This is a genomic window from Vibrio sp. 1288 (assembly GCF_033344475.1).
The window spans coordinates 25,011-50,748 of record NZ_JAWPOX010000016.1; the positions used below are offsets into that span (position 1 = coordinate 25,011).

Consider the following 25,738-nt stretch of genomic DNA (forward strand, 5'->3'; position numbering starts at 1 on the left):
GAAAAAAGATGATTCATTTACCCAATGATGACGTGACGTGTGGTTGGTACCATGCGTTGCCAAGTATTCCAGAAAAATCGGCGTTAAAAGGTAAACAAAGTGCTGACTATGCCGTGTTAGGTGCCGGTTTCGCAGGCCTAGCTATGGCAAGACGTTTAGCTGAACTTATGCCTAATGCACGAATTATACTGATTGATGCGCAACGTATCGGCCAAGGGGCTTCAGGAAGAAATTCGGGCTTTGTTATCGATTTGCCTCATAAGTTTTCACTTGAGCATCCCGACCCTGAGCACAAACAAAAGTTATTGTCGCTCAACCGTTCTGCGATTGCTCAGCTAAACACTTTAGTGTCGAAGCACAGTATTTCTTGTCAGTGGTCAGCAAAGGGCAAATATCAAGGAGCCGTAGGGGCGCGCGGTGAAGCGTATCTCGATCACTTTGAGCACCTAATGAAAGACCTTGGCGAACCATACTTCCATGTTAATGGCAGTGAGCTGGCGAAAGTCTTGGGAACCAACTACTACAGCCGCGCAATTTACACGCCAGGTGGTTATTTAATGCAACCTGCTGCTTTGGTGCGTGGGCTAGGGGAAAGCCTTCCAGAGAACGTCGAGGTGTTAGAGAACTCGCCAATCCGCAAGCTCAGTAAAGAAAACGGTTGCTGGGTACTACATGGAGATAGTGGCTCTGTTGAAACCCCTGAACTGCTGCTTGGGACCAGCATTTTTACTCGGGAGTTTGGTTATCTTAAAAACAGACTACTTCCAGTGATGACGTTTGCAAGCTGGACGCGTCCATTAACCGACGCAGAAATGCAACGATACGGAGGTGAGCTGAATTGGGGGTTAACTCCAGCTGATCATGCGGGAACGACGTTACGTATGACCGCCGATCGACGTATTTTGATCCGCAATACTTACAAACACGTGCCGAAATATGGCTCAAGCATGAACGATAAAGTCAGAGAACAAATTCGCGACGATCATCGTCAGGTCTTTCTGGCGCGTTATCCCGAGCTGGCCGACGTACCATTTACTCACACATGGGGTGGGGTGTATGCAATCTCTCGTAACTTTACTAACTTTTTCGGTCAATTAGATGAAGGTGTTTATGCCAGCGCTTGTGACAATGGTGTTGGTGCTGCGTGGGGAACCATTTCTGGAACACTGTTAGCTGACTATGTCGTTGGTGCGACATCTAAATCATTGGATGACATACAGCAAGTGACAGGAATGCCTTGTTTGAATCCGCCAGAGCCTTTTTTAGGTTTGGGAGTAAAAACGCGTATCCAATTAGCAAAATGGCAAAGCCGGAGTGAATTATGAAGCCAGTCAAACTTGTTGATAGTAAAAGTCTAGATTTCAATGTTCGTGGTGATACGCCAGGAATGGCGTATGTTGCCAGGGCGTTAAGCCCAGAAATTTCACCAAACATAGGCGTAGGCTTTGCTAAATGGGAAGGCGCTAAAGTGGCTTGGACAGTGCTTTATGATGAGGTTATTTTCGTGATTGAAGGCTGTTTCGAGCTGACCGCAAATGGTGAAACACATTTTGTGCACCCAGGTCAGATGCTGTGGATACCGGAAGGGACTGAATTGGTTTATGGTGGGCATGCTCTGTTCGGCTATGTGGTTCATCCAGGAAACTGGAAAGAGTTACATGGTATTGAATGACTTTTATCATTTAGTTGTGTTTCGGAAAGGCAAAATAAAAATCTGATTTTTAACCATAACTTTTCGCAAAAGAACTTAATCTCAATGGAGCAAGGGTTTCATACTTGCTATGTTTCTTGGTCACGTTTCCAGACGTGTTAGACCTTTCTCAATTGCTATTTTATCTATCAAAAAGGGAAGCCTTGGCTTCCCTATAATGAGTCTTCTTTTGGCTTGGCTAAAGCTTTTATTTTAGCTCAAATTTACCCTGCATGATTGCCCAGTGACCCGGGAACGAACAGAAGAATGAATAGTCACCGCCGGCTTTCATTTTCTCAGTACTGAACGTAATGCTGGTGCTTTCACCGCCACCAATTACTTTTGTGTGAGCGTAGACGCGATCATCATTTGGTTTTACGTAGTTATTTTCTGCTCCAGCTGCCATGCCATCAGTACCGACTGCTTGTAGGTTGGCTGTGTCAGAGATGACCACGTTGTGACCCATCGATTGCGCTGGCATCTTACCTGTGTGATTCAGCGTTAGTTTTACCTCTTTACAAGTGGCTGGTACGCTCAATGTTTTAGTAGAAAACTGCATCATATCGTTAGCATCTAATGACACTTCACACTCGGCACTGGCTTGGGCACCAAAGCTCATTCCTACTAATGCGAAGGTTGTTGCTAATAAACGTAAAGACATATAACACTCTCCATTTTGTATTTTAGGCTGACTTGGATTGATCTTATCCAATAGTTCTCATTATCAGCCAATTTTCACTCCAAAAACGTGCTTCAATCGGTATATTGACGTTTTGTTGCAAGCTTGTACTGGTCAGTTCCGCTATTTGATCACTCAAATGCCTTATTTCATGCGATTGCGTGAGTTAAATCAAAAGTCGTGATTAGCCAGAGTTAAGGTGAAAATAATCTCTCTAAACGGGTGGCAGAATTGTTTGGTTTTACGGTGTTGGAGAGGTTTCAAGAAAGAAGCTCAGCTAAATTGCTGAGCTTCTAGAGAACAGACGACAAGTAGGCCTAGCGAGTTTGCTTTAACGTGTGCAACACATCATGCAGTGAAGGTGCGACAGTATGGCCTAATTGCTTTATTTCGTCACAAGGCTCAACCAAATCAGGAATTTGATAAGTGATCATGTTCGCTGCTACCGCAGCACGTACGCCATTATTTGAATCTTCAAAAGCGAGACATTTGGTTGGATCTACGCTTAGACGACTTGCTGCAAGCAGGTAGATCTCTGGATCAGGTTTGCCGTGTGACACTTCACAGCCTGTCGTTAAGTTGTCGAAATACTTGCTTAGGCCCGCTAACTCCAACTTCTTCTGTGCCACTTCTTTTGCTGTAGAAGTGGCGACTGCAATTGGCAACCCTTGGCCTTTCAACCACTCAAGCAGCTCAATCACCCCTTCTTTTACCGGTATCGCTTGGTGCTTAACCACAGCGTCGTAACGGTCGCGCCACTCTTGGTGTAAGCGGTCAAGATCATCCCCATAAGCTTTACGAAAAATCACTTCAATGCCCGTTGCATTGCGACCAATGATTGAAAGGTAAACATCTTTATAGAAGGGTAGGTTCTGGGCTTCACATGCTTCTTGGAAAATATGCATACAGACGCGCTCAGTATCAAGGAGCAAACCATCCATATCAAAAATAGCAGCTTGGTAGTTCATTACATTAAGACTTTTTGGTTGGGATGGCGCATTTTGACACAAGCAGATCGTTTTTTCTTCTAAAAATTAGAACTTGATTTTGATCCTATGAGTTCACATTGCCTCTGAACACACTATACACAGAGTCTATAAATTAGGTGTGAAATATAATATTTTTAAAATTATAAAAATTTCAGTTAAATAGATAAAACTCTATCTTAATATAAGCTAGAGTTTTATTAATATTCTATTGTTATTTTAACTATTGGATAATTTATTAATAGTTAAAATTAATAATAAAATAATACCAAGTCACGATTGTTTACGACTGCATGAGTGTACCAGCTCTTGACTTCAGATATTTGTTGCTCTGATAAGCCTCCGAAGTCAACGTTATCTTGGTGAATATCTTGATTTTTTATCATAAAAACAACAGGGAAATCGTCAGGGAGTGGGAATTTTATGGGATAATCGGTATTAGTGAATGGAATATCGCAGAAATCGTTTACATCGCAAGGATACCAAGAGTTATTGGATAAGTAATAACCAGTGATCTTACATATAGCTTCAAGCAAGTAAGCATAGGCGTAACCCAAGTGACTGTATTTTATCTCTTCAGACAGCATCTGCATAAGAAGCTCTTCAGCTCGGATGCTTTCGCCACTACTTTCCAGCATTTCATTAATCACTTTAAAGGAGTCTTGACACCTTTCCATGATGGCTTTTTCTAGCTCTGGATTACGCTCATTCTTTAGTACGTTAAAAACCTTTTCAGTATCTAATGAATATACTGTCGCCCCATATCCCATATTTTATTCTCCTCACTTTTATACAGTTAAATTCATTTAAGTGTTTTTTATCGAAGGGATTATATTTTGATGTTTTTTGAAGGTAAAGTGTATATATAGAGGTTGTATTTATTATGATGAACTTTGAAAGTTTAAATTCTTAAAATAAATACTATATATTTAATTTTATTAGATCTAGCTCATAAAAATACCTTAACTATTATTGTGTTTATTGTTAAGGGTTATTAAATCTGTGAGGTGGTTCAAGACAATAAAATTTAGAAGAAAATACCGTCAAACTTAGGTGGCTATTCTATCTGAGCACTCAGCTCACTACTTATGGTGGGCTGAGTGCGCGGTTGGGCATCAGGCACATTATTTGGCGATGAATATGCCATATTAGGTGATATTCGTTAGTGTCTATTTTATCCCTAGGCGTTTTGCTAACCGGTGTAAATTACCGTTATCTAATTCAAGCTGACGTGCAGTTGCTGCCCAGTTGCCTTGGTTTTCTTCCAGAGCTCGAACAATCATCGCTTTTTGGAAGGCATCTGTGGCAGGCTTTAATCCGCCTTCTGGTAACTCAAGCCGAGAGTTTTGTTCCGTTTCTTCAACGTTCTTGATGTTCTGATTCGGCGTTCTAATATCAAAATCTTGCTCAACCAACTCAATGTCTATGGCGTGAGTACGTGCTTTTGCCAAAACACCGGCACGTTTAATGACATGCTCAAGCTCTCGCACGTTGCCTGGCCATAAATAGTCTTTGAGTGCTTGTACTAAAGTGGGGGACAAACGAATGCTGTTCAATCCCAATTTGCTTCTTAAGCGTTCGGCAAAAAAGCCTGCGAGTAACACCACATCGTCTTCACGTTCACGAAGAGGTGGAACATGAAGCGGGAAGACGCTTAGACGATGATACAAGTCGGCTCGGAAGCGACCAGCAGTCACTTCTTCATGCAATACACGGTTGGTGGCGGCGACAATGCGTGTGCTGACTCGAATATGGCGGTCATCACCCACACGTTGAATGTCGCCGTATTGTAGGGCTCGAAGTAACTTGGCTTGCAGCTCTAACGACAGTTCGCCGACTTCATCCAAAAACAGTGTGCCGCCATCGGCTTGTTCGAACTTACCTTTACGATTGCTGATTGCGCCCGTAAATGCGCCTTTGATATGTCCGAACAACTCGCTTTCCGCGACTGATTCTGGCAGCGCCGCACAGTTGAGGTAAACCAAAGTATTGTTCGAGCGGCTAGAGCGATGGTGAATAGCGCTGGCAACTAACTCTTTACCCACGCCCGTTTCTCCCATCACTAGCACAGACAATTCCGTATCGGCGACGGCATCAATCTGCTCTTGAAGATTCTTCATCCCCTTAGAGTTGCCAATGATTTCATTACTTAAGGTGCGCTTCTCGGCGTAAGAGTCGCGTGGCAGGCTCGCTTGTGTCTCTAGCTGTTCTAGTAGGAGTGCAGTGTGCAAGCCACCTGCTGCCAATGCGCTGACAAAACGTAACTCTTGGTTGCGTAGCCCATCAAATTGGTTGGGGTCGAAGGCGTCAATCGTAATGGCACCAATCAGTTGATCGTCGATCAGCAGAGGTAAACCAATGCAGGAATGGACATGCAGTTTGTCATCGTGGTTAGGGATCAAACCATCGTATGGATCAGGTAAGTCGCTGTCAGAGGGAAAGCGCACGATATCGCCTGCTCGGGCAATGGCTTCTAATCTTGGGTGCTGCTCAATGGAGAAACGGCGTCCAAGCACTTCTTTCGCCAATCCATTGATCGCTAAAGGTTTAAAGTGCTGGTCTTCATACAAAAGAAGGGCTGAAGAGTCACACTTCAATACCTCTCGAATCGTGGTTAATAACGTATCGAAGCGAGCCTGTTGAGTGAGCGCCGAGTTAAGGTCTTGCGTGATGTGTAGCCATTGCGCGATTAAAGAAGTCATAGCCAATACCAATTGTGTCAATATGACTATTTTAGTGTCTTAATGACAATTTTCAACTGTGTCTAAATGACACTTGTTAAGGTTGGGTTTTAATTAAGATGTTGAAATATATGGCAATTAAAAGTTGGCACGCCCAGTGCAATACAAGAAGAAATTATTTTTGTTTATCCCGTCATTCAAGGTAGTAATTATGACAATTCACGTAAAAAACAACATCCACTGGGTAGGTCAACGCGATTGGGAAGTTCAAGACTTCCACGGTACAGAATACAAAATGACAAAAGGTACCAGCTACAACAGTTATCTAATTCGTGAAGAGAAAACCGTATTGATTGATACGGTCGATCATCGATTCAGTCAACAATTCATCCAAAATTTAGAAATGGAAATCGACCTTAAGTCTATCGACTTTATTGTGGTAAACCATGCTGAAGAAGATCACTCAGGCGCATTGTCGGCATTGATGGAGAAGATTCCGAACACGCCAATTTACTGTACAGAAGCGGCGATTGATTCGATTGTGGGTCATCACCACCATCCTGAGTGGAACTTCAAAACCGTAAAAACGGGCGACAGCATCGATATTGGTAACGGTAAGCAATTGGTGTTCGTGGAAGCGCCGATGCTGCATTGGCCAGACAGCATGATGACTTACCTAACGGGCGATGCAGTGTTATTCAGTAACGACGCATTTGGTCAGCACTACTGCGATGAACGCTTATTCAATGATGAAGTGGATCAAAATGAGTTGATGGAACAGTGTTTGCGTTACTACTCAAACATCCTAACGCCATTCAGCAGCTTGGTAACCGCTAAAATCAAAGAAGTGCTGAGCTTTAATTTGCCTGTCGACATGATCGCAACATCACACGGTATTGTATGGCGCGATAATCCGGTTCAAATCATCGAGCAATACTTGGCATGGGCAGACAACTATCAAGAAGATCGCATTACGATTTTCTACGACTCTATGTCAAACAACACTCGAATGATGGCTGATGCCATTGCGCAAGGCATTCACGATGTCGACCCTGGCGTGGCGGTCAAAGTCTTTAATGTCTCTAAGCATGATAAGAATGAAATTCTCGCCAACGTATTCCGCTCAAAAGGCATCTTGGTTGGTTCGTCTACCATGAATAACGTCATGATGCCGAAGATCGCAGGCATGCTAGAAGAAATTACCGGTCTGCGCTTTAAGGCGAAGAAAGCCGCTGCATTCGGTAGCTACGGGTGGAATGGTGGCGCGGTGGATCGTATCCATGCTCGATTGACCGACGCAGGTTTTGAAACCGCAGTGAGCTTGAAAACCAAATGGCGACCAGATGGTAAAGCGATGCGTGAGTGTCGCGAACATGGTCAAAACATCGCGAAATTGTGGGCAAAGCATGACCTGACAAGTCCTGTTATTTCTCCGGCGATTGTGGCGTCTGCACCACAAGTTCAATCACAACCCGCTGCGCCAGCGACAACACAAGCTGTGATAGATGCTGCTCCTAATAACCCTACTACCGAGGCGCATCCCGCAGATTGTCAATGCATGGTGTGTACAGTTTGTAATTGGGTATACGACCCAGCTAAAGGTGAGCCTAATCAAGGCGTTGAACCGGGTACGGCATGGTCTGAAGTGCCAGATTACTTCTTGTGCCCAGAATGTCACTTGGGTAAAGACGTCTTTGTCGAATACAACGGGTAAGGGGGCGAATATGCAAGCACCTATTGTGATTATTGGTAGCGGCTTTGCGGCTTACCAATTGGTGAAAACAGTGCGTCGAATTGACGCACATATTCCGCTGCAAGTGTTTACTGCTGATGATGGCGCGGAATACAACAAGCCTGATTTGAGTCATGTATTCAGCAACAAGCAAACCGCCCAAGACTTGGTAGTTAAAAGTGGTGAGGCGTTCGCACAGGAACACAACATCGAACTGTTCGCCCATACCATGATTGAGCATGTCGACGTGCAAGCTCAGCAAGTGGTCGCCAACGGCCAAACCTATCCTTACTCCAAACTGGTGCTTGCGACAGGCGCGAAAGCCTTTGTGCCACCAATATCTGGCGATGCAGCACCTGAGGTGATAACGCTGAACTCGCTACAAGAATATCAATTAGCGGAAGAGCAAATTAGCCGCGCGGAACGAATTCTAGTAATGGGTGGTGGTTTGATCGGCGTCGAGATCGCCATGGATCTCGCAACCAGTGGTAAAGCCGTTACGGTGGTTGAGCCAAATCCCCGTTTGCTCGCTAACTTGATTCCTGAATTTGTTGCATTGCCGCTGGAGAATCAACTTAAGCAGCAAGGTATTCAACTTGCCTTAGAGACTGGAGTTGTCGCGATCAATCACTCGGATGATTCGCTGGTGGCAAGCTTGAGCAAAGGTAAGGAAATCGAAGCCGATGTAGTGATTTCAGCTGCGGGTTTACGTGCTAACACTTGGTTAGCGAAGGCTTGTGGGTTGAGTGTCAATAAAGGCATCGAGGTGGATGCTCGATTACAGACATCAGCAGCCAATGTATTTGCATTAGGCGATTGCGCTGAGATCCAAGGTCGAATGATGCCGTACCTCCAACCGATCGTGCTAAGTGCCAATGCTTTGGGCAAACAACTACTGGGGCAAGAAGCAGAGTTGAAACTACCACCCATGATGGTAAAGGTCAAAACGCCGAGCTACCCAATTCAATTGGCAGGCGATTTTAGTTCGGTGACGAACTGGAGCGTGCAGATTTCTCAAACAGGCATTGCCGCGAAAGCAGAAGATGAAAATAGCCGACTCATGGGCTTCGTCGTGACGGGAGAACAAGTTACGCAAGCATTTCCATTGCTTCGAGAGTTGTCTCAAGCCGGTCAGGCTTAACCGATTTAAACGAAAAGAATTGTAATTAGAGAGGGTATTATTATGTCGCATCTACGAATTCCTAAAGACTGGACTGTTCAACGTTCAACGTTCAACGCCTTTCTTCACTAAAGACAATGTGCCACCAGCGCTACTTACTCATCACAATACCGCTGAGGGTGTGTTTGGGCAGCTGTGCGTCATGGAAGGGCAAGTGACTTACTACGGCTTTGCTGATGAAAATGCCACAGAAGCAGAAGCAGTGGTGGTGATTAATGCAGGCCAGTTTGCTACAAGTCCACCGCAGTACTGGCACCGCATTGAGATGAGCGATGATGCTCAGTTCAACATCAATTTCTGGTCGAACAAGGACAAGAGTGGGCAAGCGATGTTCCACGCTAAGCAGTAGTGAACCTTTGTAAGTGCTTTGACTGTTACGCTAATCGTCAAGTAAAGGGGTGTAGAAGGCGCAATAAACGGACTGCAATGCAGGATCATCGAGACCGAGGAAAGAGAAATCACGAGTAATGATTTCAATTCTTTAGTAGCATGTTACGAAACATTTCAGTCAGGTGAACTAAGGGAAGCGTGCAATGGAAAAACAACGAGTAGCATTTATTGGTCTGGGTGTGATGGGATACCCAATGGCTGGTTACCTAAGTAAAGCGGGCTTTGAAACCAAAGTATACAACCGCACAAAAGCGAAAGCCGACAAATGGGCTGAAGAATACCAAGGCGTAGCTTGTGAAACACCACGTGAAGCGGCAGAAGGCTGTGACATCGTTTTTACCTGTGTGGGTAATGATGATGACGTTCGTAGCGTTGTTTACGGTGAAGAGGGCATTCTGGTCGGCTTGAAAGCGGACGCAGTGCTAGTCGATCACACGACCACTTCTGCAGACCTAGCGGTTGAGCTGGCTGAAGCGTGTGTTAAGTACGGTAATCACTTTATTGATGCGCCAGTTTCTGGTGGTCAAGCGGGCGCAGAAAATGGTGTTCTAACCATCATGTGTGGTGGTGAACAAAGCATTTTTGACCGTGTGTCTCCGGCGATGGATGTGTACGCGAAGCAGATGACGCTACTGGGTGAAAACGGTCAGGGTCAACGCTGTAAGATGGTAAACCAAATCTGTATTGGAGGCGTTTTACAAGGTCTGAGTGAAGCTTTGTTGCTGGCACAAAAATCAGGCTTGGACATCGCTCAAGTTGTAGAAACGCTTAAGCATGGCGCTGCAGGTTCTTGGCAGATGGAAAACCGCGCAAATACGATGGCTGAAGACAAGTTCGATTTTGGCTTCGCTATTGATTGGATGCGCAAAGACTTAGGTTTCTGTCTGCAAGAAGCTGAGCGAGTGGGTCTAGAACTTCCACTGACTAAGAAAGTGGATGAGCAATACGCAGACCTTCAACGTGATGGTTTAGGTCGCATGGATACATCAGTACTGATCAAAGCGGTAGCTAAAAATCAGTAGTTGATGAATCAGTAATAGATAAACAGTTCTTTGGTATCAAAGAGCTTAAAGAAATCTAAGTTAATCATAATGAATCTCCTTGAGCATTGGTTGTGGCTAGTGATTAAGGATTAGTGATTTGAAATCAGGAGGTGCTGTTGGGCACCTCCTTTTTTATGTCTTTTAATCACACAGCGTGACGATCACAGCGTTCGCTTACTTGTTTAAGCCTAGTGCAATTTCAAGACCTTTGCCGTACGCTTCGTCCGCTTGGTATGCGTGTTGAACGTGGCGCTGTTGGATGAACTCTGGTACACCGTCCATTGCGCGAGCTGTGTTGTCGAACAGAGTTTGACGTTGCTCTTCGCTCATCAGACGGAATAGGTCACCCGCTTGGCTGAAGTAGTCTTCGTCTACACGGTGATCGTAGTGATCAGCGTTGCCGTTGATGCGTAGAGGTGGCTCAGAGTAATCTGGTTGCTCTGCCCATTCTTGTTTGTAGTTTGGCTCGTAACCTAGTGTTGAACCAAAGTTGCCATCAACGCGCATTGCGCCATCGCGGTGGTAGCTGTGAACAGGGCAACGAGGTGCGTTCACTGGGATTTGATGGTGGTTCACACCTAGACGGTAACGCTGAGCATCGCCGTAAGCGAACAGACGACCTTGTAGCATCTTATCTGGAGAGAAGCCGATACCAGGTACTACTGCAGCTGGGTTGAACGCTGATTGCTCAACTTCTGCGTAGAAGTTTTCTGGGTTACGGTTCAGTTCAAACTCACCAACTGGGATCAGTGGGTAGTCTTTTTGAGACCATACACGTGTTAGGTCGAATGGGTTGAAGTTGACTTCATCCGCTTCTAGCTCAGGCATGATCTGTACGTACATCTTCCATTTAGGGAAGTCTTGACGCTCAATCGCTTCGTAAAGGTCACGGTGATGGCTTTCGCGGTCTTTACCTACGATCGCTTCTGCTTCTTGGTCAGTTAGGTTTTTGATGCCTTGCTGAGTTTTGAAGTGGAATTTTACCCAGTAACGCTCGTTTTCTGCGTTGATGAAGCTGAATGTGTGGCTACCAAAACCATGCATATGACGGTAAGAAGCAGGGATACCACGGTCACTCATTACGATAGTCACTTGGTGGAATGCTTCAGGTAATGACGTCCAGAAATCCCAGTTGTTGGTAGAGCTACGCATGTTAGTGCGAGGGTCGCGTTTTACTGCGTGGTTTAGGTCTGGGAATTTTAGTGGGTCACGCAGGAAGAATACTGGTGTGTTGTTACCAACCAAGTCCCAGTTACCTTCTTCAGTGTAGAATTTTAGTGCGAAACCACGGATGTCGCGTTCTGCGTCTGCTGCACCGCGCTCACCAGCTACAGTAGTGAAGCGAGCGAATAGTTCTGTTTTTTTGCCGATGTCAGAGAAGATCTTAGCGCGAGTGTATTTTGTGATGTCGTGCGTTACTGTGAACGTACCGTAAGCACCTGAACCTTTTGCGTGCATACGACGCTCAGGGATCACTTCGCGGTCAAAGTGTGCCAATTTTTCAAGGAACCAAACGTCTTGTAATAGTTGAGGGCCACGAGGACCTGCAGTCATAACGTTTTGGTTATGTGCGACAGGGCAACCTGCTGCTGTAGTCAATTTCTTGTTTGTCATTTTTCTTCCCCCTCCAGGGCTCAATACCTTAGAAACTGTAGAGGAGGTTATTACGGAAAAGCTGGAGGAGAAAACTGATATTGCTTATCAATTCAATAGATGGTGACTATGGTCGAAACTATATGAGAATCAGAAATTTACTACATTAGCTTGATTGACATAACAATCGACGTTCTCGAAAGCGATTGACTGGGGGGGAGCGCTATACAGTTAGCGTGTCTGCGATGCTAGTAATATCGCCCCTTAAATGAAGTTTTACGTGTCATCAAAGGGGCGAAAGGGGGGAAGTAATTAAGAGTACTTCACTTCAAGTTGTTCAGCTTTTGCAAATGCTGGGTGTGTCGCGAGCTGTTTCCCATAACGTTCAATATTAGGGAAGTGATTAACTAAACCAAACTTTTGAACCAATTCGACAATGAAAGACATCATGATGTCAGCGCCAGTCAGACGCTCTTCTACTAGGTAAGTTTTGCCTTCTAAGGATTGCTCGAAGTAGCCTAGTACATTCATTGCTTCCTTGTCGGCATAGCCTGATAAAAACTGAGTTTCATTTGGCTCTTTGCTTAGGAAGATTTTTAGCAACATAGGTAAAATTGCAGAGCTTTCTGCAAAGTGCATCCATTGCAAATATTCTGTGTGTGCTTTTGTACCACGCTCAGGAGCAAAGGCTCCGTCACTGTATTTCTCAATCAAATATTCGGTCATTGCACCCGACTCAATGATAATCTCGCCGTTATCTTCAAGAACAGGTGACTTTCCTAATGGGTGAACACTTTTTAGTTCTGGCGGTGCCATGAAGGTCACGGAATCACGGACATAGGGTACAATCTCGTAATTTACATCTAGCTCTTCAAGTAACCAAATGATGCGCTTTGAACGAGACTGATTGAGGTGGTGAAGTTTAATCATTTACATATCCCTTTTTATAATGGGTCGTTAATCTGTACTACAAGCTTGCCGAAATTCTTACCTTCCAACAGACCGATGAATGCTTTTGGCGCATTGTCCAGTCCTTGTACTAGATGTTCGCGGTATTGGATCTTTCCTTCTGCCAACCATTGATTAATATCTTGCGCAAATTCACCGTAACGATGTCCGTAATCATCAAAAATGATGAAGCCTTGCACCTTGATTCGTTTGGTCAGGAGCTTACCCATTAGTAATGGAAGATGGTCGGTACCTTCAGGCAGCTCTGTCGTGTTGTACTGAGAAATCAAACCACAAAGTGGGATACGCGCATTTGTATTCAGAAGTGGCATTACAGCCTCGAATACTTTGCCACCTACGTTTTCGAAGTAAACATTAATACCTTTGTCACAGGCATTTTTCAGTTGTTCTGCAAAGTCTTCAGCTTTGTGATCAATACACTCATCGAAGCCAAGCACCTCTTTAGCGTAACGGCATTTTTCTTCTCCGCCTGCTATACCAACAACTCGGCAACCTTTGATTTTACCAATTTGACCAACTGTTGCGCCTACAGGCCCCGTAGCAGCTGCTACCACGATGGTTTCCCCTGGTTTTGGCTGACCAATGTCGAGTAAACCCATGTACGCGGTAAATCCTGGCATACCTGCAACGCCTAGCGCGTAAGAAGGATTTTGCGGTTCTTTACCAAGTTTAATGACCATCTCACCAGTTGAGATAGCGTAGTCTTGCCAGCCAACAGTGTAGGCAAGAACCCATTCACCTGCTTCGTAATCTGGGTGGTTTGATGTTTCTACCTGACAAACTGTACCACCGACCATTACGTCATCAATTGCAACAGGGTCAGCGTATGATTCGGCATCACTCATGCGACCACGCATGTATGGATCTAGAGATAAATAAACCGTTCTCAATAGCATTTCACCCTCTCTCGGAGTCGGTTTCGTTACCTCTTCTAAACGAAAGTTTTCTTGTGTCGGTGCACCATGGGGACGTGACGCGAGTACGATTCTGCGATTTGTTGCGTTAGTCATATCTATCTCACTTGTTGATTAGACCGGTCGTCTAGTATTTATTTCAAAATATCCCGCTTATTTAAAGCGGGAAGGTTTACTGTGTTAACACTGACGCTTTTTCTGACAGTGAAACGTGTGTAGGGTGTTCATTCTGCTTCCACGCCGCCTGTTATGGACAAGTGCGCGTATTCTGCAGTAAGTGTTGAGTATAGGTCAGACTTTGCGTCAATGCTGCCTGATCTTGATAAAGTTTGTTCAGCAAGCTAGCGCCATTCCAAAGGTAGTATATCTGCCTTGCTAATAACGCACTGTCACCATTGGGGATTGAGCCATCTTGAATGCCGATGTCTATGCAATCCGCTATCGCTTGAATGGTTTTGTCTGCTCCTTGGCGTAATGCCAAGCGCATTGACTCAGAGAGATCGGAGACTTCTGCACTTAACTTGACCAATAAACATTTGTTCGCATTACACACGTCGTCTTCTACTTTGACCATTTCTTCGAAATAGCTCATTAGGCGTTGGTAGCCACTCAGTTCAGTATTGGTAAAGCGTGCGTTTAAACGCTCAAAATACTTAGTAAAGTAGTCTTGAATCATCGCTTCACCAAATTGTTCTTTGGACTTGAAGTAATGATAAAACGAGCCTTTTGGCACTGCGGCCTTTTTTAACAGCTCTGAAAGACCAACACTCGTGAACCCTCGGTTTACGATCAACTCGTATCCGACGTCGAGAATATGTTGGCGTGTGTCATTCGTCTTTGCGTTCATGGAGTGTACTATAGAATGAATTAGACCAGTCGTCTAGTGTTTGTTGTGGGTTATTTAATCAGCTCATACTCAATAACAAAGAGCGTGTCGGTATTTGGGTAGATTTCTCGAATTAACTGCTTGAGTTTTGGTAGTTCGATGGCTTCTTGTTCTGCATGAAACTCATTAATATCTTCAAAGTGAAGTGGTTCTACAGAACGTATCTTGATATCGCAGACTTTACTATCCGTTTCTAAGGTAAAAACTTCGACTTCTGTATTGGGAACGTAATGGCTTTCTGATTCATCTCGAATTGTTATCGTCTTTTTGCCTGACGTGATCAACGGGGTTAAGAATTCAAAAAAAGCAATCTTGGTTGGATGAGATGGCATGATGTACTCGTTAGTCTGGATGTTTGGCGCAATTATATACCCAAATCCCCCAGAGATTCCTGTATTACTAGAACGATCGAGTGCGGATGAAGCGAATTAACTTGGCACTAAAGTAACCTGAGATAACGCCTATCCAGTTGGTGCTGAGATCATCAAAACTAAATGATCGATTTGGAATAAAAAGTTGGCTTATTTCTTCCATTGAAACGATAGCCAACAGCAGTAGCAAAAGACGAATCCCAAAAACGTCGGTTTTATTCGAGCTCACCAGAGAAGGGAACGTGAAAACCGATAAAAAGCCGATCAATAAACTGAAAGTAAAGTGAAGCGTACTCGATCCGCCTAAGTAGGTTTCCATTTGCAGGTAAGCAGTATGGTGTAGGTCAGAGCTTTTCCACAAAGAGAGTGAAGCGGTTAGCATCAGGACTAAAACAAAACTCGTGCGTGCCAGTATTAAAGCCATAATTAACCTATTGGAAAGAAGCCTAAGTAACGTTTTACAAAGTACAGTGCAGCTAAATTCTGGATAGCCATGCCAATTGCCATTGCCCACGCTGCACCAATCACCCCAAACATTTGGCAAAGCGTAACAAGTAGGCAGATGGACACCGTACCGGAGGAAATTGTAATGTATTTCATGGTTCTCTCATGACCACTCATTAATAATAAAAAACCTACTGAACCAGTCGCAACATTGACTAACTGCCCCAGAGAAAGGACGACTAATAGTGGCGCCGCGGCGAGAAACTCCTCACCAAAAAACTGCATTACAAACTCGGGGAAGAGGGTGCAAATAATTACGGGTACAATCGCTAAACCAACATTAGCTCGGCACGCCAAGCGGCTCAGGTTCTGCAGTTTGCGCATTTGACGCTCTTTGTAGAGAGAGGCAAACATCGGGGCGACCACAAAGTTAATGGTAATCAGCACGAAGCCAATCAGTAGTGATGTACGTTGGGCTGCGGCTAACAAACCGAGTTCCGCTGTTGAGATAAAAAAGCCCGTAATAACAAGGCTTCCCCATTGAAGAACATTCGTGAAGATACTGCCAACCCAGACTTGCTTGGCAGAAGAGACCATTTTTTTGTTTGGTACGAAAGCCGATGTTTGATATTGATCTGAGCCAAGCCAATTGGCACTAGATATGACCGCGACACCTATGCTCGCTAAAAGCAGTGCGGTCATTAGATTGTTGATATTTTGCTGACCGATATAGTCTAGGGCAAAGACAAAAATGACCATCAACATGCTTACCCCAAGCTGCAACGCAAACAGAGATGATACAACTTTTCTACATGCTTGAAGCACCCGACTGTTGGTTTGCGCAAGCACCAAGAAAGGTATGCAAAGCAAGCATAAAGTAATCGCATACATTGGTGATTGAGTCTGGTTTAGCTGTCCTGGAAACAGATTAAACCCTGCCAACAAAACGCCTATGGCGAGCAAGCAAAATGCCATACTTCGATAAAGTGCGGTTTTATAGTTTTGGCTTTGTTCAAGCTTCTCTTTGTTATTAAAAGCGATCGCATTGTAACGAACTAACGAGACATCAAAACCTAGCTGAGAAACGATAGCGAGTAGCGAGACTAGGTTGAATAAAAAGAAGAATTGACCGGCCGTCGAAGCGTCACTGGTCTTCGATACAATCAGAGTCAGTAAAAAAGCAAATAGCGCACTCAACACACGCGTGATTGCGGTTTTTAATCCGGTAGATAACAAGCTTTTTTTACCGCTGGGCATCAACAGTAATTTTTGTTGAACAGTGTGAAACATAGGGGCATTTAACCGTAAAGTTTATTGAGTGCGAGGCGCTGTTTTTCTTCACTGAAGGCATCGTTTAATTCTGCTGTATATTGGCGAAAATCGATGTCTTCATAATGATTGACACTATGCGCGATCTGCTTGGCCATTTCTTCAGGTGTGAGCGCTAAAAACGGGTAGTTGAGATCTTTGGTTGCGCCGATGCTCCGAATAACCATAGGAAGATGTAACTTGGATGCTTCTAGAATGGTTAACGGCATCCCTTCCCATGCTGCAGTGTGTAGATAAAGGTCTGAACCCTTGAGCTTTTCAACTACCTCATCGCGAGGCAGCATACCCGTTACATCCACATTTTCAGTACGTAATTTCTGTTCGAGTACGTGGTCACCGCCACCTATCCATGTGATCTCTATCGGGCGGTTAAGTGCATACCGATTAAGGAACTGCAATGTGCTGATAAGAAACTGAGGATCTTTTTGGGGCGCGACACGGCCAAGTACAACGAGCTTCAGCGCTTCTTGCTTGTTTCGCTCTATACGATCTTCACTTTGATAAGACACGTAGTTGTTGAGCAGTTCGGCACGTTTCGCACCAATGCTAATGGCTAGGTCACACTCTCGTTGGCTACAGCCTGCAACCACATCAATTTTGCTCAGTTTTACTTTCTCTAGTGCTTTATAGATCTGGCGTGCAAGCTCTGAGATATCTTCACGTTCGAAGGCATAACAGTGCGGTGTGTAAACCAAGCGTGCCTTGCCAAGCTTTAGAAATCGGCCGAGAAATCCCGCTTTACTCGAGTGCAAATGCACGACGTCGGGAGCAAGTGATGCAATCATGTGGTTTGCATCGCGAATAAATTGAAGCAAGCCGCCTTCTACCCACTTTGTCTGTACGAAAATGTGGTGGTTGTTCTCATTGGTCAAGTCGTTTTCTCGGGCTCTGGCTAGCAAGAAATGTTGATATGGCTCGTCTCTGGATGAGTGAACATAACTATAGAGGGCGGTTTGAACGCCACCTCCAAACGCTTCTGTAACATGGAGTACTTTCTTCATGATGATTTTGTCCCTGGTGTTTGCATCCATTTGTGTTTAAAAGCATCACGCTCTTGCTCTGAATAAACGTGGCGATACAAGGGAAGATCGTACATATAGAACAGTTTTGAGAAGTCGTAGTGATTCTTAAAGTGTTGGTGGATATTGGAGTACCACTTGTTTTTCGCTTCGTTGCTGTTTTTTAGCACGAAGTCTTGCAACTCAAGAAACTCACCGATTTCTTTATCAAGAGAACTGAGCTGTTCGCATTTGATTAGCATGACGTTGGCCTGAGCGTTCTGGAATGTGAAGAAAGGTTGAGTGTTGTCCAGCTCTTGGCGCATCACATCGATATTGAAATTACGCTTTAACTCGTTGTCGAACCAGTCCGCAAAATAGTTGAGATTGATATAGTTATCAAAGCAATGCTCGAGGTGCTGATACGTGACTTCCATATCTCGGTGAATTGCATCGTTCTTTTTGCCTTCGATAAATTGCAAATGGAGATCTTGAAAGAAGCGAGAAAAGACAGTTGCGATTGGATCGCGGACCAGCGTAACGATTTTAATCTGTTCGCGTTTTTGTAAGATACGTTTTCGCTGCTTGAGCACTAAGCGATAGAGTGCGCGGTTTCGGAAGTCGAAGAATTTACTCACGTCTTTTTTATTGTGATACATGTGAAATTCTTCGTGATCATCAAAGGTGTGGATGTGATAGCTCGGGATATTTTTCTCCCCTAGCGTGTGCTCAATTGATGAGGAGCCAACTTTGCCCATTTGGTAAACTAAAACAAAATTATCAGCTTGGAGTTCTCGGTTCTTTTCAAATTGTCGAGAGATTGAATACTTCATCTATCCTATCCTTGATTATTCATATTCGTGGTGATGGTTTACCGGAAAAGTATGAGCAATGGCCCTTGAGTCGTTGCTCATGCTGATCATGACGGGTAATAAGAGTATTAAAATTATGGTGGTGTTTACCGCAACGAAAAACACCATGATGAGGGCGTATATCGCAAGTAATAGGCTTTTTCTGTTTTCATTAAGACTACGGAAGCAAAAGCGAATAAAAAGAAAATAACCACCAAACAGCAGACCGATACCAAGCAATCCGTATTCAATTGCGGTATCTAACACAAAGTTGTGGGTGTAGATCGCCAGCTCATCATAGTTAAAGTAACTGATCATAAAGTTGGGTAACATTTTCGCGCCGACACCTAACACCGGGTGTTGAAGTAAAATATCTAGCCCATTGGCAAGTAAAAGTTTTCTATGAAGATTCGATACCCAGCGCGCTTCACTTTGGTTGGCAAATAAGACGTCTTCTTGGGTTATTTCCAATGTGTCTGCTAGCGTTTCAAACCCAACGTAGAGTGTGGTTGTGACGGCAGTAAACACAGTGAAGCTTAAGGCTAATAAAATCGTCCACGTGTACGTTTCGCTGAGCGATTTTCTCATTAAGTTTTTTACGAGCAGTTGGTCAAAGAAGAAAAGCAGACAAAAACCAAGTAGCGCTTTTCTTTCTTGTGACAACACCAGTAATACTAAAGCTACGAGCATCAAAAGGTGGAAAGCGCGAATTTTATCTCGATAAAGGTACAGTAGCGAGCACAGTACACCGAACCCGTATTTACTTACCCCGAGTAACTTAAACCCGCTTTGATAGCCCTGAGCAAAGTGCCATAAGGCAACGAGCGTACAGATGAAAAACAACAGATACGTGAAATAAACCATTACCCGTTCGTCATCAAACACGCCATAGGCGTACATCAGGCTCAGTAGGCACAAAATCGCTAACCATTGCACAGTTTCTATAACTAGCGGCATTAAAGGGACGCGATTTAGCAGACCATTTATGAACACATACCCAGTGAACAATACGAGGAACCCCATACAGGGATGCATGAGTTTTTCAGCTTTTCCTTCCAATACCACTAATGCAGTAAAACCAATGGACAAAAGGCTTGCGATGTCAGATGGGGCTAGCGCTATTCCTCCAGCACGAAACTTCATAGGAATAAAGAACAATGCTAATAGGCATGCTGCAAGCAATGAGGCGCGATGGCTCGATGGCGCGGAACTATTTGTTGGCGCAAAGCTGCTGGTAGATTCCATAGTAACCTTCACGAAATTTATCGATGGTGTAGAGAGAGGCCCTATTGACTGAGTATTGACTTGCAGCGTCATACCGCTCAACACTTTCACACAGCTGGAGAACTTTTTGGCTCAGTTCAGTGACGTTACCAACTTGAAATAAATATTCGGCACGTCCGGTGACGTCATCCAAACCAGGTACGTCCGACGATAGTACGGGTAAGCCTGCTGCCATCGCCTCAACCGCCGCCAAACCAAAGCCTTCGACGTGCGACGATTGCACGTAAATATCCATGTCGTTCAAAAAGGCTGGAACGTCAGAAACTACGCCATGAAAGTGAACACGTTGCGCGACGTTGATTTTTGTTGCCAATGCTTGCAGTGACGATTTTTTTTCTCCATCTCCCGCAAGGTGGAGTTCGTATCGTCTTGGTAAATGGATAAGTGCTTGGATAAGCGTTTCATGATCTTTATGTTGGTGAAGTCGGCCCACCATTCCAATCTTGATAACTGGTTTGTCGATTAGGTGGCTGGCGCATCTTGGCGTCATAGAAAACCTTTTTAAATCAACGCCATTGTGCACCACGTGATATTTGTGTTGGTAGCGAGGCATGAACTTCACCAGTTCATCTTGTACTTTTTCACTAATACTGACCGTCAAGTCGTGGCCCCAATACAAGACGTATTCCATGAACTTAAACAGCGGATAGTCACGTCGACGGTTATAAGAACAGTGCTCAGTCTGGATTCGTTTTTTACCTACCGCCAATAGCGCTAGGTAAATGGAAGGGTAGAGGTGCCCGTGAACGACATCCGGCCAACGCAGCAAAGAGAATTTCTCACTCAATGACAATGTGCGCCAGTTAAAACACTCTATCCCTTGGGCGGATAGCATTAGTAAGTAATCATTTTCATCACACAAGACCAAAATTTTGATTTCGTATTCAGGCTTATGTTCTAAAACAAGGTCGACTAAGAACTTCTGAGCACCGCCGTTCTGAGAAAGATCATTAATAATATGTAGAATCTTGGTTTTCATGATTAATTGGTCAGATATTGCTGTTTAAGGTCGGTGATTTCTGCATTTGAGAAAAAGTGCTTCGTCAATTTAGAATTCAGCATTTCTTCAACGTACTCGGGTGTAGGTTGAAATTGCGTTTTGAATTCTTTCATTAGTGGCGAGTACCATTTGTTGTCTGATTGATTTTCATAAACAACATCTACGGGGTAACCTAAAAAGTCTTCAACTGCGGAGTTAGCCTTCGTTAGCTTGTCACTTCGAATGACCAACAGTGAGAAGTTATTGTTATGGTATGTTTGATAGCCTACTTCGTGATTAAAAGACTCGTTAAACACGTCAATCCCTGTTAGTTGTTTGATCTCGTTGTCAAACCACTGCAGCGCATATTGATGATTCATGTGCTTATCAAATGCTTCTTGGAGTAATTGCGGTCGTTCGGTACGTATTGCGCTGTCATCCTTTAGATATTTGTCCGCCATCCAAAAAGGAAGTGCTTGAAAGAACATTGAGACATTTCGTCCGATCGGTTCACGCACCAGCGAGATGATTCGAACTTTTTTCTTGCGCTTTAACATGTGGCTCATCGTTATACGCTTTAGTCGTCGCTTTAACGCATTGATCTGAGGCTTATGCAATTGCGCTCTAACGGGGGATATTTGTTTTTGCGCATCGACGGTCATAAGGTCGTGCAAGTGAATCGAGTCAGGAATGGAATGCTCTAATGCACTCGAACCTACTTTGCCCATTTGATAGATCAATACCGGCTGTTCTTGGCTTTTCAACGTTTGGTACCAAGATAGGTTTACGTTAGTAGGCGTATTTCTGGACATAGAGCGTCTCTCCTTCCTTGGCCTTGGCTTGTGTGATTAAGACGCCAAGAGATGGAACTGAGTGTTGTATTTGTTTAGATAACGCAAGGTTAACCAGTGATGATTTTGTTGATTCTGAGCGAATGACGGTGATCAGACCATTGGCATACTGACCAAGAATAAGTGCGTCACTCACTGACAGTAGGGGCGGTGTATCGATAATGATCCGGTCATACTTATTTTGAAAATGTTCGAGCAACTTTTTAAAGCGATCAGAAGCCAATAATTCCTGTGGGTTTGGCGGAATTAGGCCGGCCGGTAATACATCTAAGTTGGCTTCTTTTATATGTGTAACACAATCTTTGATTGGCGTATCCATCGTCAGGATATGCGTTAAGCCAGGGCTTGATTCAGCAATACCGAATCGCTTTGCGATGGAAGGTCGACGTAAATCGCAGTCGATGATCAATACCTTTTCCATTTTTGAAAACGACACCGCCATATTGATACTGGTTGATGTTTTTCCTTCTTCTGGAATAGCAGAGGTAAAGGGCAATATCTTTTGCTTCGTGTTGGTTAATCTGAGCAGAAGCGAGGTTCTGACTGAGCGGCAAGCTTCACTAAATAGCTTTTCTTCATCATCTAAATACGCGGTATAACTGACGCCGTTTTTACGCAAATTGCGTTTTTTGACCATAGGAATCACACCTAAACACGTAACACCAAGTTTTTCCTGCACGTCGGCTGTGCTTCGGATAACTTCTCGCATCGTTTCTAAGATGATGACTAGAGCGCAAGCAATGGCAAAGCCAAAAAAGGTGGCAATCAGTACCAGTTTGATTCGTTGTGGTGCCACCGGGAATAGAGGAATGATGGCTTTATCAGTAAAGCGAGCAGTGACATTCTTGTAGTCGCTGGTGGCGTTGGTCTCTTTCTCACGATTTAAGAACGCTTCATAGAGTGCCTTATTAGATTCAACCTCGCGTTTTAACTGTTCGTAACGCGCTTTTTGTGACCCTAACGATTGGAAGTCTGACTTTTTGTTATCGAGCTCTGCTCGAAGCATGTCCTCTTGCGCTTTTGCAGCAAGAAGGTCTTGTTGCTTACTGAAGGAAATGTCACGGATGAGTTGCTGGGTTCTTGATTGAATTTCAGCAAGCTGTGCTTTCGCCTGAATCATTCGATCATGTTTAGGTCCGTAGCGCTGTGCCAGTTCAGAGAGATTTTTGGCTGCCTGTGCTTCCGACAATTTTAGATCGCGGATTTGCGCTTGATTAGCGAATTCATCAATTGACAACAAGCTGTCTAAACTTTGCGAAGATTTACGTCGTAACAGTTGGATTAACGTCTGCGCTTCAATACGCTTATTAACAGCGATATTCAGCTTGCGAGTGAGTTCTTCTAGCTCATTTGCGTAAATTTCATCAATACCGTTTATATCGATCAACCCTTCTTTTAACAAGAATTCTTGCAGCGCTTGCTCCGAGTTACGTAATCGCTCCTCCAATTTTTGAGAGTTATTTGTCAACCAAGTAGCCGCATTTTGTGTAACGACCAATTTGGCTTCAAAATTTGCGTCAATGTAGGCTTGGCCGACCGCGTTGGCGATTGTCGTCGCAAGCTTAGGATCGGTAGAACGAAAGCGAATTCTGACTAATTGGGTGTTACGTACTGGCTCAATATCGAGTTTACTTCTGAAAGCTTGAAGTGCCTGATAATAGGACTCTGAAAACTGGGCGGTTTCTTTTGGGCTTGGTGCCACATTCAGTAGGTCTTGAACAAAAGGAATCGACTTTATTTGGTCGATTTTTTTATTTAACCCCCCTGAGCTTGTGAATTCAGGTAATTGGGTGAGGTTCAGCTCTCTAATGACCTTATCTGCAATATGATTCGATTTTAAAATGGCGATTTGCGTTTGAAAGTACTCTTTTTTTGTCGTGTCGACGCCATATACTTCCTCGATTGAAAGGGCGCTTTTTTGCTCCTCTTGGATGAGTAGCGTAGCTGTAGCTTGGTATATCGATGCTTTGGAGTAGATATACCAAGTACAAGTTAATGAGAACAGAAGCGTGAATGCTGCGATGCTTAGCCAATTCTTTTTAATCGCTTTGAAGTGATGGCCAAAACGAATCAGTTCTACTTTGTTCATCTGGAGATTATTTGGATGAGTCCCGTTCATTTGATTCCCTGTCACTTAAAAGAAGCTCTGGTCAATAAATACAATGTCACCAGGTTCAACGTTGCGGTGCATACTGACTCCTTCCATCGTTTGACCTGTTTTATGCTTGGTGAGGTTAATGCCTTTGCGTGAGGCTCTGTCGGTCAAGCCACCTGCTAGAGCGATGGCCTTCTCTATGGTTAACCCTGGACGGTACTCAAATCCACCAGGTTTCCTGACTTCGCCATTAACGTAAAATAGACGAAAGTTATTGATGGTGACCATCACTTTTGGATTGATGAGATAATCGCCTTTTAAGCCCGTTTCTATTTCGTACTTGAGTTGTTTTGGTGTTTTTTTGATTGCTTTAATTCGGCCAAGGTAGGGGTAATCAAAGTAGCCATCTGACGTTATTAGAATATTTTTAATCGTAAGATCTTCTTCACCATAGACCTGCACGGAAATGGTATCGCCAGTATCGAGTAAGTAATCTTCCTCGTTTGAGTCAGCGTTGACCAAAGTGCTAAATAGCAACAACGCTACACTCATGAATTTGATGAATGCCTTCATTAATAATCCTTTTTACAGAGAAAACTGTGCGCTTAAAGTCCAAATATTTTGTTCGAAGCTATAATCCGATCGGCTAGAGTTTTTATCTTGGTATTGCCAATCGGCTTGCAGCTGTATCCAACGTTTGATCTGATAATCGATACCAAAAGATAGAGTGTACCGATCGTCGTTTCTGGAGATTCCCGTGTAATCATCTTGTTGATAAACAGCACCTAAGCGAGTTGCAAGGTAACTATTCCAATCGTGCTTCAGGTTCAGTCGGTAACGAGTTTGTAGGTTGTAATCGCCATCTTGATCGGGGTTAACCGCCGCTTGAGTGGTTTTCACGCTGACTAGAGTTTGTTCTTGAGGCAACCATTCAAAGCCGATATCCCAACTAAAGCCTTTAAATGTCTCTCGTTGAGCGCTGTCAAAATCTTTGATTTGATAACCGAGTCGAGCGATGCCTTTGGTTTTTCCTGTGACTTCCCATTCGGCACCGGTGTAATAGAAACTGGTGTTGTTATCTTTCGATGGCTGCGCAGAATTTCGGTGCTGATAATCGGTTACGATTTGGTTTGTTCCGACTAACCAATAGGTTCTTGGCGTCGCTCTTAAATAGAACTCCAAATGTGCATTGGGAGCTCGAAAATCGTTGTATTTAGTTTTAGCGTTTGGGCGCCCAGGCAAGCCTTCACGATAGTTTTGATAGGTTTTATCACTATAGCCTAAACCGAATTCGAGTCTGCCTTTGGCACCGTTAGATCCAAAGACATAATTGGTTTTTACATCGTTACGGTTGAACTCTATTGGTGAGTCGATTGCGCTACCATTACCTTCGGTAATATCTTCTCCTCGAACTTCATGCTGGGCGCGAAAACGGTAATCAACCACTAAACGATGACGATGATTAAATTCGAAAAAGTTGGAAAACTGAAAAGTGTGGTCGTCGAAGTCGTTGCGATCGTCAGATGAAAAGCCAGCTTTTAACTTATATAAAATATCTGCGCGATAGCGATTCCGTTCTATACGTGCTAATAAGCTTGGTTCTATACCCCAAATATTGACCGATTCTACATTGCCGGATTTTTCCGCTTTATTGATGTTGTCATCTCCCTCGTAGAAAGTTTTTACGAGGGGAATCAACTCTATACCAGACTCGGTTTGGTAAGCCATCGGTTCTGCGAGCAAGTCAGTAGAAAACAGACTCAATGCTATTGCCATTGTCAGTTTCTTCATAA

Annotated in this window: 24 protein-coding genes and 1 pseudogene; 6 read left to right on the forward strand and 19 right to left on the reverse strand. The window is 44.0% G+C overall.

Going from position 1 to position 25,738, the window contains the following annotated elements; translation table 11 throughout:
* The first annotated feature begins 8 nt into the window (after positions 1-8).
* Positions 9-1,325 carry an NAD(P)/FAD-dependent oxidoreductase gene (locus R8O11_RS13410; RefSeq protein WP_005385877.1) on the forward strand — a complete coding sequence of 439 codons (1,317 nt, stop codon included), beginning with the start codon at positions 9-11 and terminating at the stop codon, positions 1,323-1,325.
* Positions 1,322-1,672 (forward strand): ethanolamine utilization protein EutQ, encoded by a 351-nt coding sequence (locus R8O11_RS13415; RefSeq protein WP_017635301.1) that lies wholly within the window; start codon positions 1,322-1,324, stop codon positions 1,670-1,672. The genes R8O11_RS13410 and R8O11_RS13415 overlap by 4 nt, the downstream gene beginning before the upstream one ends.
* 226 nt (positions 1,673-1,898) lie before the next feature.
* Here R8O11_RS13415 and azu read toward each other — a convergent pair whose 3' ends face one another.
* The 4 genes from azu to norR form a co-directional block, all read right to left on the reverse strand.
* Positions 1,899-2,351: an azurin gene (azu, locus tag R8O11_RS13420; protein WP_005375211.1), complete on the reverse strand. Its 453-nt coding sequence runs from the start codon at positions 2,349-2,351 to the stop codon at positions 1,899-1,901.
* 335 nt (positions 2,352-2,686) lie between these two features.
* Entirely contained in the window at positions 2,687-3,337 is a 651-nt protein-coding gene (locus R8O11_RS13425; protein ID WP_171345500.1) for an HAD family hydrolase, read from the reverse strand.
* A gap of 269 nt (positions 3,338-3,606) precedes the next feature.
* Entirely contained in the window at positions 3,607-4,125 is a 519-nt protein-coding gene (locus tag R8O11_RS13430; RefSeq protein ID WP_053307894.1) for a hypothetical protein, read from the reverse strand.
* A 399-nt stretch (positions 4,126-4,524) separates the two neighbouring features.
* Complete coding sequence (norR, locus tag R8O11_RS13435; RefSeq protein WP_171345499.1) at positions 4,525-6,057, reverse strand: nitric oxide reductase transcriptional regulator NorR; 1,533 nt, start codon at positions 6,055-6,057, stop codon at positions 4,525-4,527.
* Between the two features lie 190 nt (positions 6,058-6,247).
* On the opposite strand from norR, the gene norV reads away from it, so the two are divergent.
* The 4 genes and pseudogenes from norV (at position 6,248) to R8O11_RS13455 (ending at position 10,360) form a co-directional block, all read left to right on the forward strand.
* Positions 6,248-7,750 (forward strand): anaerobic nitric oxide reductase flavorubredoxin, encoded by a 1,503-nt coding sequence (norV, locus tag R8O11_RS13440; protein ID WP_171345498.1) that lies wholly within the window; start codon positions 6,248-6,250, stop codon positions 7,748-7,750.
* 10 nt (positions 7,751-7,760) lie between these two features.
* On the forward strand, positions 7,761-8,909 hold the full coding sequence (gene norW / locus R8O11_RS13445; RefSeq protein ID WP_318194215.1) for an NADH:flavorubredoxin reductase NorW: 1,149 nt from the start codon (positions 7,761-7,763) through the stop codon (positions 8,907-8,909).
* A 42-nt stretch (positions 8,910-8,951) separates the two neighbouring features.
* A pseudogene (locus R8O11_RS13450) lies at positions 8,952-9,297 on the forward strand (DUF1971 domain-containing protein).
* A 184-nt stretch (positions 9,298-9,481) separates the two neighbouring features.
* Positions 9,482-10,360, forward strand: a complete 879-nt coding sequence (locus R8O11_RS13455) for an NAD(P)-dependent oxidoreductase (RefSeq protein ID WP_017821261.1) — start codon at positions 9,482-9,484, stop codon at positions 10,358-10,360.
* A gap of 195 nt (positions 10,361-10,555) precedes the next feature.
* Here the strand turns inward: R8O11_RS13455 and R8O11_RS13460 are convergent, their stop codons facing one another.
* The 15 genes from R8O11_RS13460 to R8O11_RS13530 form a co-directional block, all read right to left on the reverse strand.
* Positions 10,556-11,995, reverse strand: coding sequence for a catalase (locus tag R8O11_RS13460; RefSeq protein WP_017821260.1), 1,440 nt, complete (start codon positions 11,993-11,995; stop codon positions 10,556-10,558).
* Positions 11,996-12,286: 291 nt separating this feature from the next.
* The gene (locus tag R8O11_RS13465) at positions 12,287-12,904 is read right to left on the reverse strand and encodes a glutathione S-transferase (RefSeq protein ID WP_318194216.1); all 618 of its coding nucleotides are present in this window, start codon (positions 12,902-12,904) and stop codon (positions 12,287-12,289) included.
* Positions 12,905-12,918: 14 nt separating this feature from the next.
* The gene (locus tag R8O11_RS13470) at positions 12,919-13,953 is read right to left on the reverse strand and encodes an NADP-dependent oxidoreductase (protein ID WP_318194217.1); all 1,035 of its coding nucleotides are present in this window, start codon (positions 13,951-13,953) and stop codon (positions 12,919-12,921) included.
* Positions 13,954-14,104: 151 nt separating this feature from the next.
* Complete coding sequence (locus R8O11_RS13475; RefSeq protein ID WP_005385858.1) at positions 14,105-14,704, reverse strand: TetR/AcrR family transcriptional regulator; 600 nt, start codon at positions 14,702-14,704, stop codon at positions 14,105-14,107.
* Positions 14,705-14,754: 50 nt separating this feature from the next.
* Positions 14,755-15,075: a N(4)-acetylcytidine aminohydrolase gene (yqfB, locus tag R8O11_RS13480; RefSeq protein WP_318194218.1), complete on the reverse strand. Its 321-nt coding sequence runs from the start codon at positions 15,073-15,075 to the stop codon at positions 14,755-14,757.
* Positions 15,076-15,142: 67 nt separating this feature from the next.
* Positions 15,143-15,538 (reverse strand): VanZ family protein, encoded by a 396-nt coding sequence (locus R8O11_RS13485; protein WP_053350073.1) that lies wholly within the window; start codon positions 15,536-15,538, stop codon positions 15,143-15,145.
* Between the two features lie 2 nt (positions 15,539-15,540).
* Positions 15,541-16,848: an oligosaccharide flippase family protein gene (locus R8O11_RS13490; protein WP_318194219.1), complete on the reverse strand. Its 1,308-nt coding sequence runs from the start codon at positions 16,846-16,848 to the stop codon at positions 15,541-15,543.
* Positions 16,849-16,856: 8 nt separating this feature from the next.
* Complete coding sequence (locus tag R8O11_RS13495) at positions 16,857-17,888, reverse strand: glycosyltransferase (RefSeq protein ID WP_213870336.1); 1,032 nt, start codon at positions 17,886-17,888, stop codon at positions 16,857-16,859.
* On the reverse strand, positions 17,885-18,718 hold the full coding sequence (locus tag R8O11_RS13500; RefSeq protein ID WP_017821256.1) for a putative capsular polysaccharide synthesis family protein: 834 nt from the start codon (positions 18,716-18,718) through the stop codon (positions 17,885-17,887). Before R8O11_RS13500 ends, R8O11_RS13495 begins: the two co-directional genes overlap by 4 nt.
* Before the next feature lie 15 nt (positions 18,719-18,733).
* A complete protein-coding gene (locus tag R8O11_RS13505; RefSeq protein ID WP_104980115.1) occupies positions 18,734-19,981 on the reverse strand; it encodes an O-antigen ligase family protein in 1,248 nt (415 codons plus the stop codon).
* The gene (locus R8O11_RS13510) at positions 19,947-20,999 is read right to left on the reverse strand and encodes a glycosyltransferase (protein WP_230238199.1); all 1,053 of its coding nucleotides are present in this window, start codon (positions 20,997-20,999) and stop codon (positions 19,947-19,949) included. The genes R8O11_RS13505 and R8O11_RS13510 overlap by 35 nt, the downstream gene beginning before the upstream one ends.
* A 2-nt stretch (positions 21,000-21,001) precedes the next feature.
* Positions 21,002-21,811 carry a putative capsular polysaccharide synthesis family protein gene (locus R8O11_RS13515; RefSeq protein ID WP_005385848.1) on the reverse strand — a complete coding sequence of 270 codons (810 nt, stop codon included), beginning with the start codon at positions 21,809-21,811 and terminating at the stop codon, positions 21,002-21,004.
* The gene (locus R8O11_RS13520) at positions 21,789-23,969 is read right to left on the reverse strand and encodes a GumC family protein (protein ID WP_171342490.1); all 2,181 of its coding nucleotides are present in this window, start codon (positions 23,967-23,969) and stop codon (positions 21,789-21,791) included. Before R8O11_RS13520 ends, R8O11_RS13515 begins: the two co-directional genes overlap by 23 nt.
* Before the next feature lie 15 nt (positions 23,970-23,984).
* Entirely contained in the window at positions 23,985-24,518 is a 534-nt protein-coding gene (locus R8O11_RS13525) for a polysaccharide biosynthesis/export family protein (protein ID WP_005375265.1), read from the reverse strand.
* A 12-nt stretch (positions 24,519-24,530) separates the two neighbouring features.
* Complete coding sequence (locus tag R8O11_RS13530; protein WP_053307882.1) at positions 24,531-25,736, reverse strand: outer membrane beta-barrel protein; 1,206 nt, start codon at positions 25,734-25,736, stop codon at positions 24,531-24,533.
* Positions 25,737-25,738: the final 2 nt, after the last annotated feature.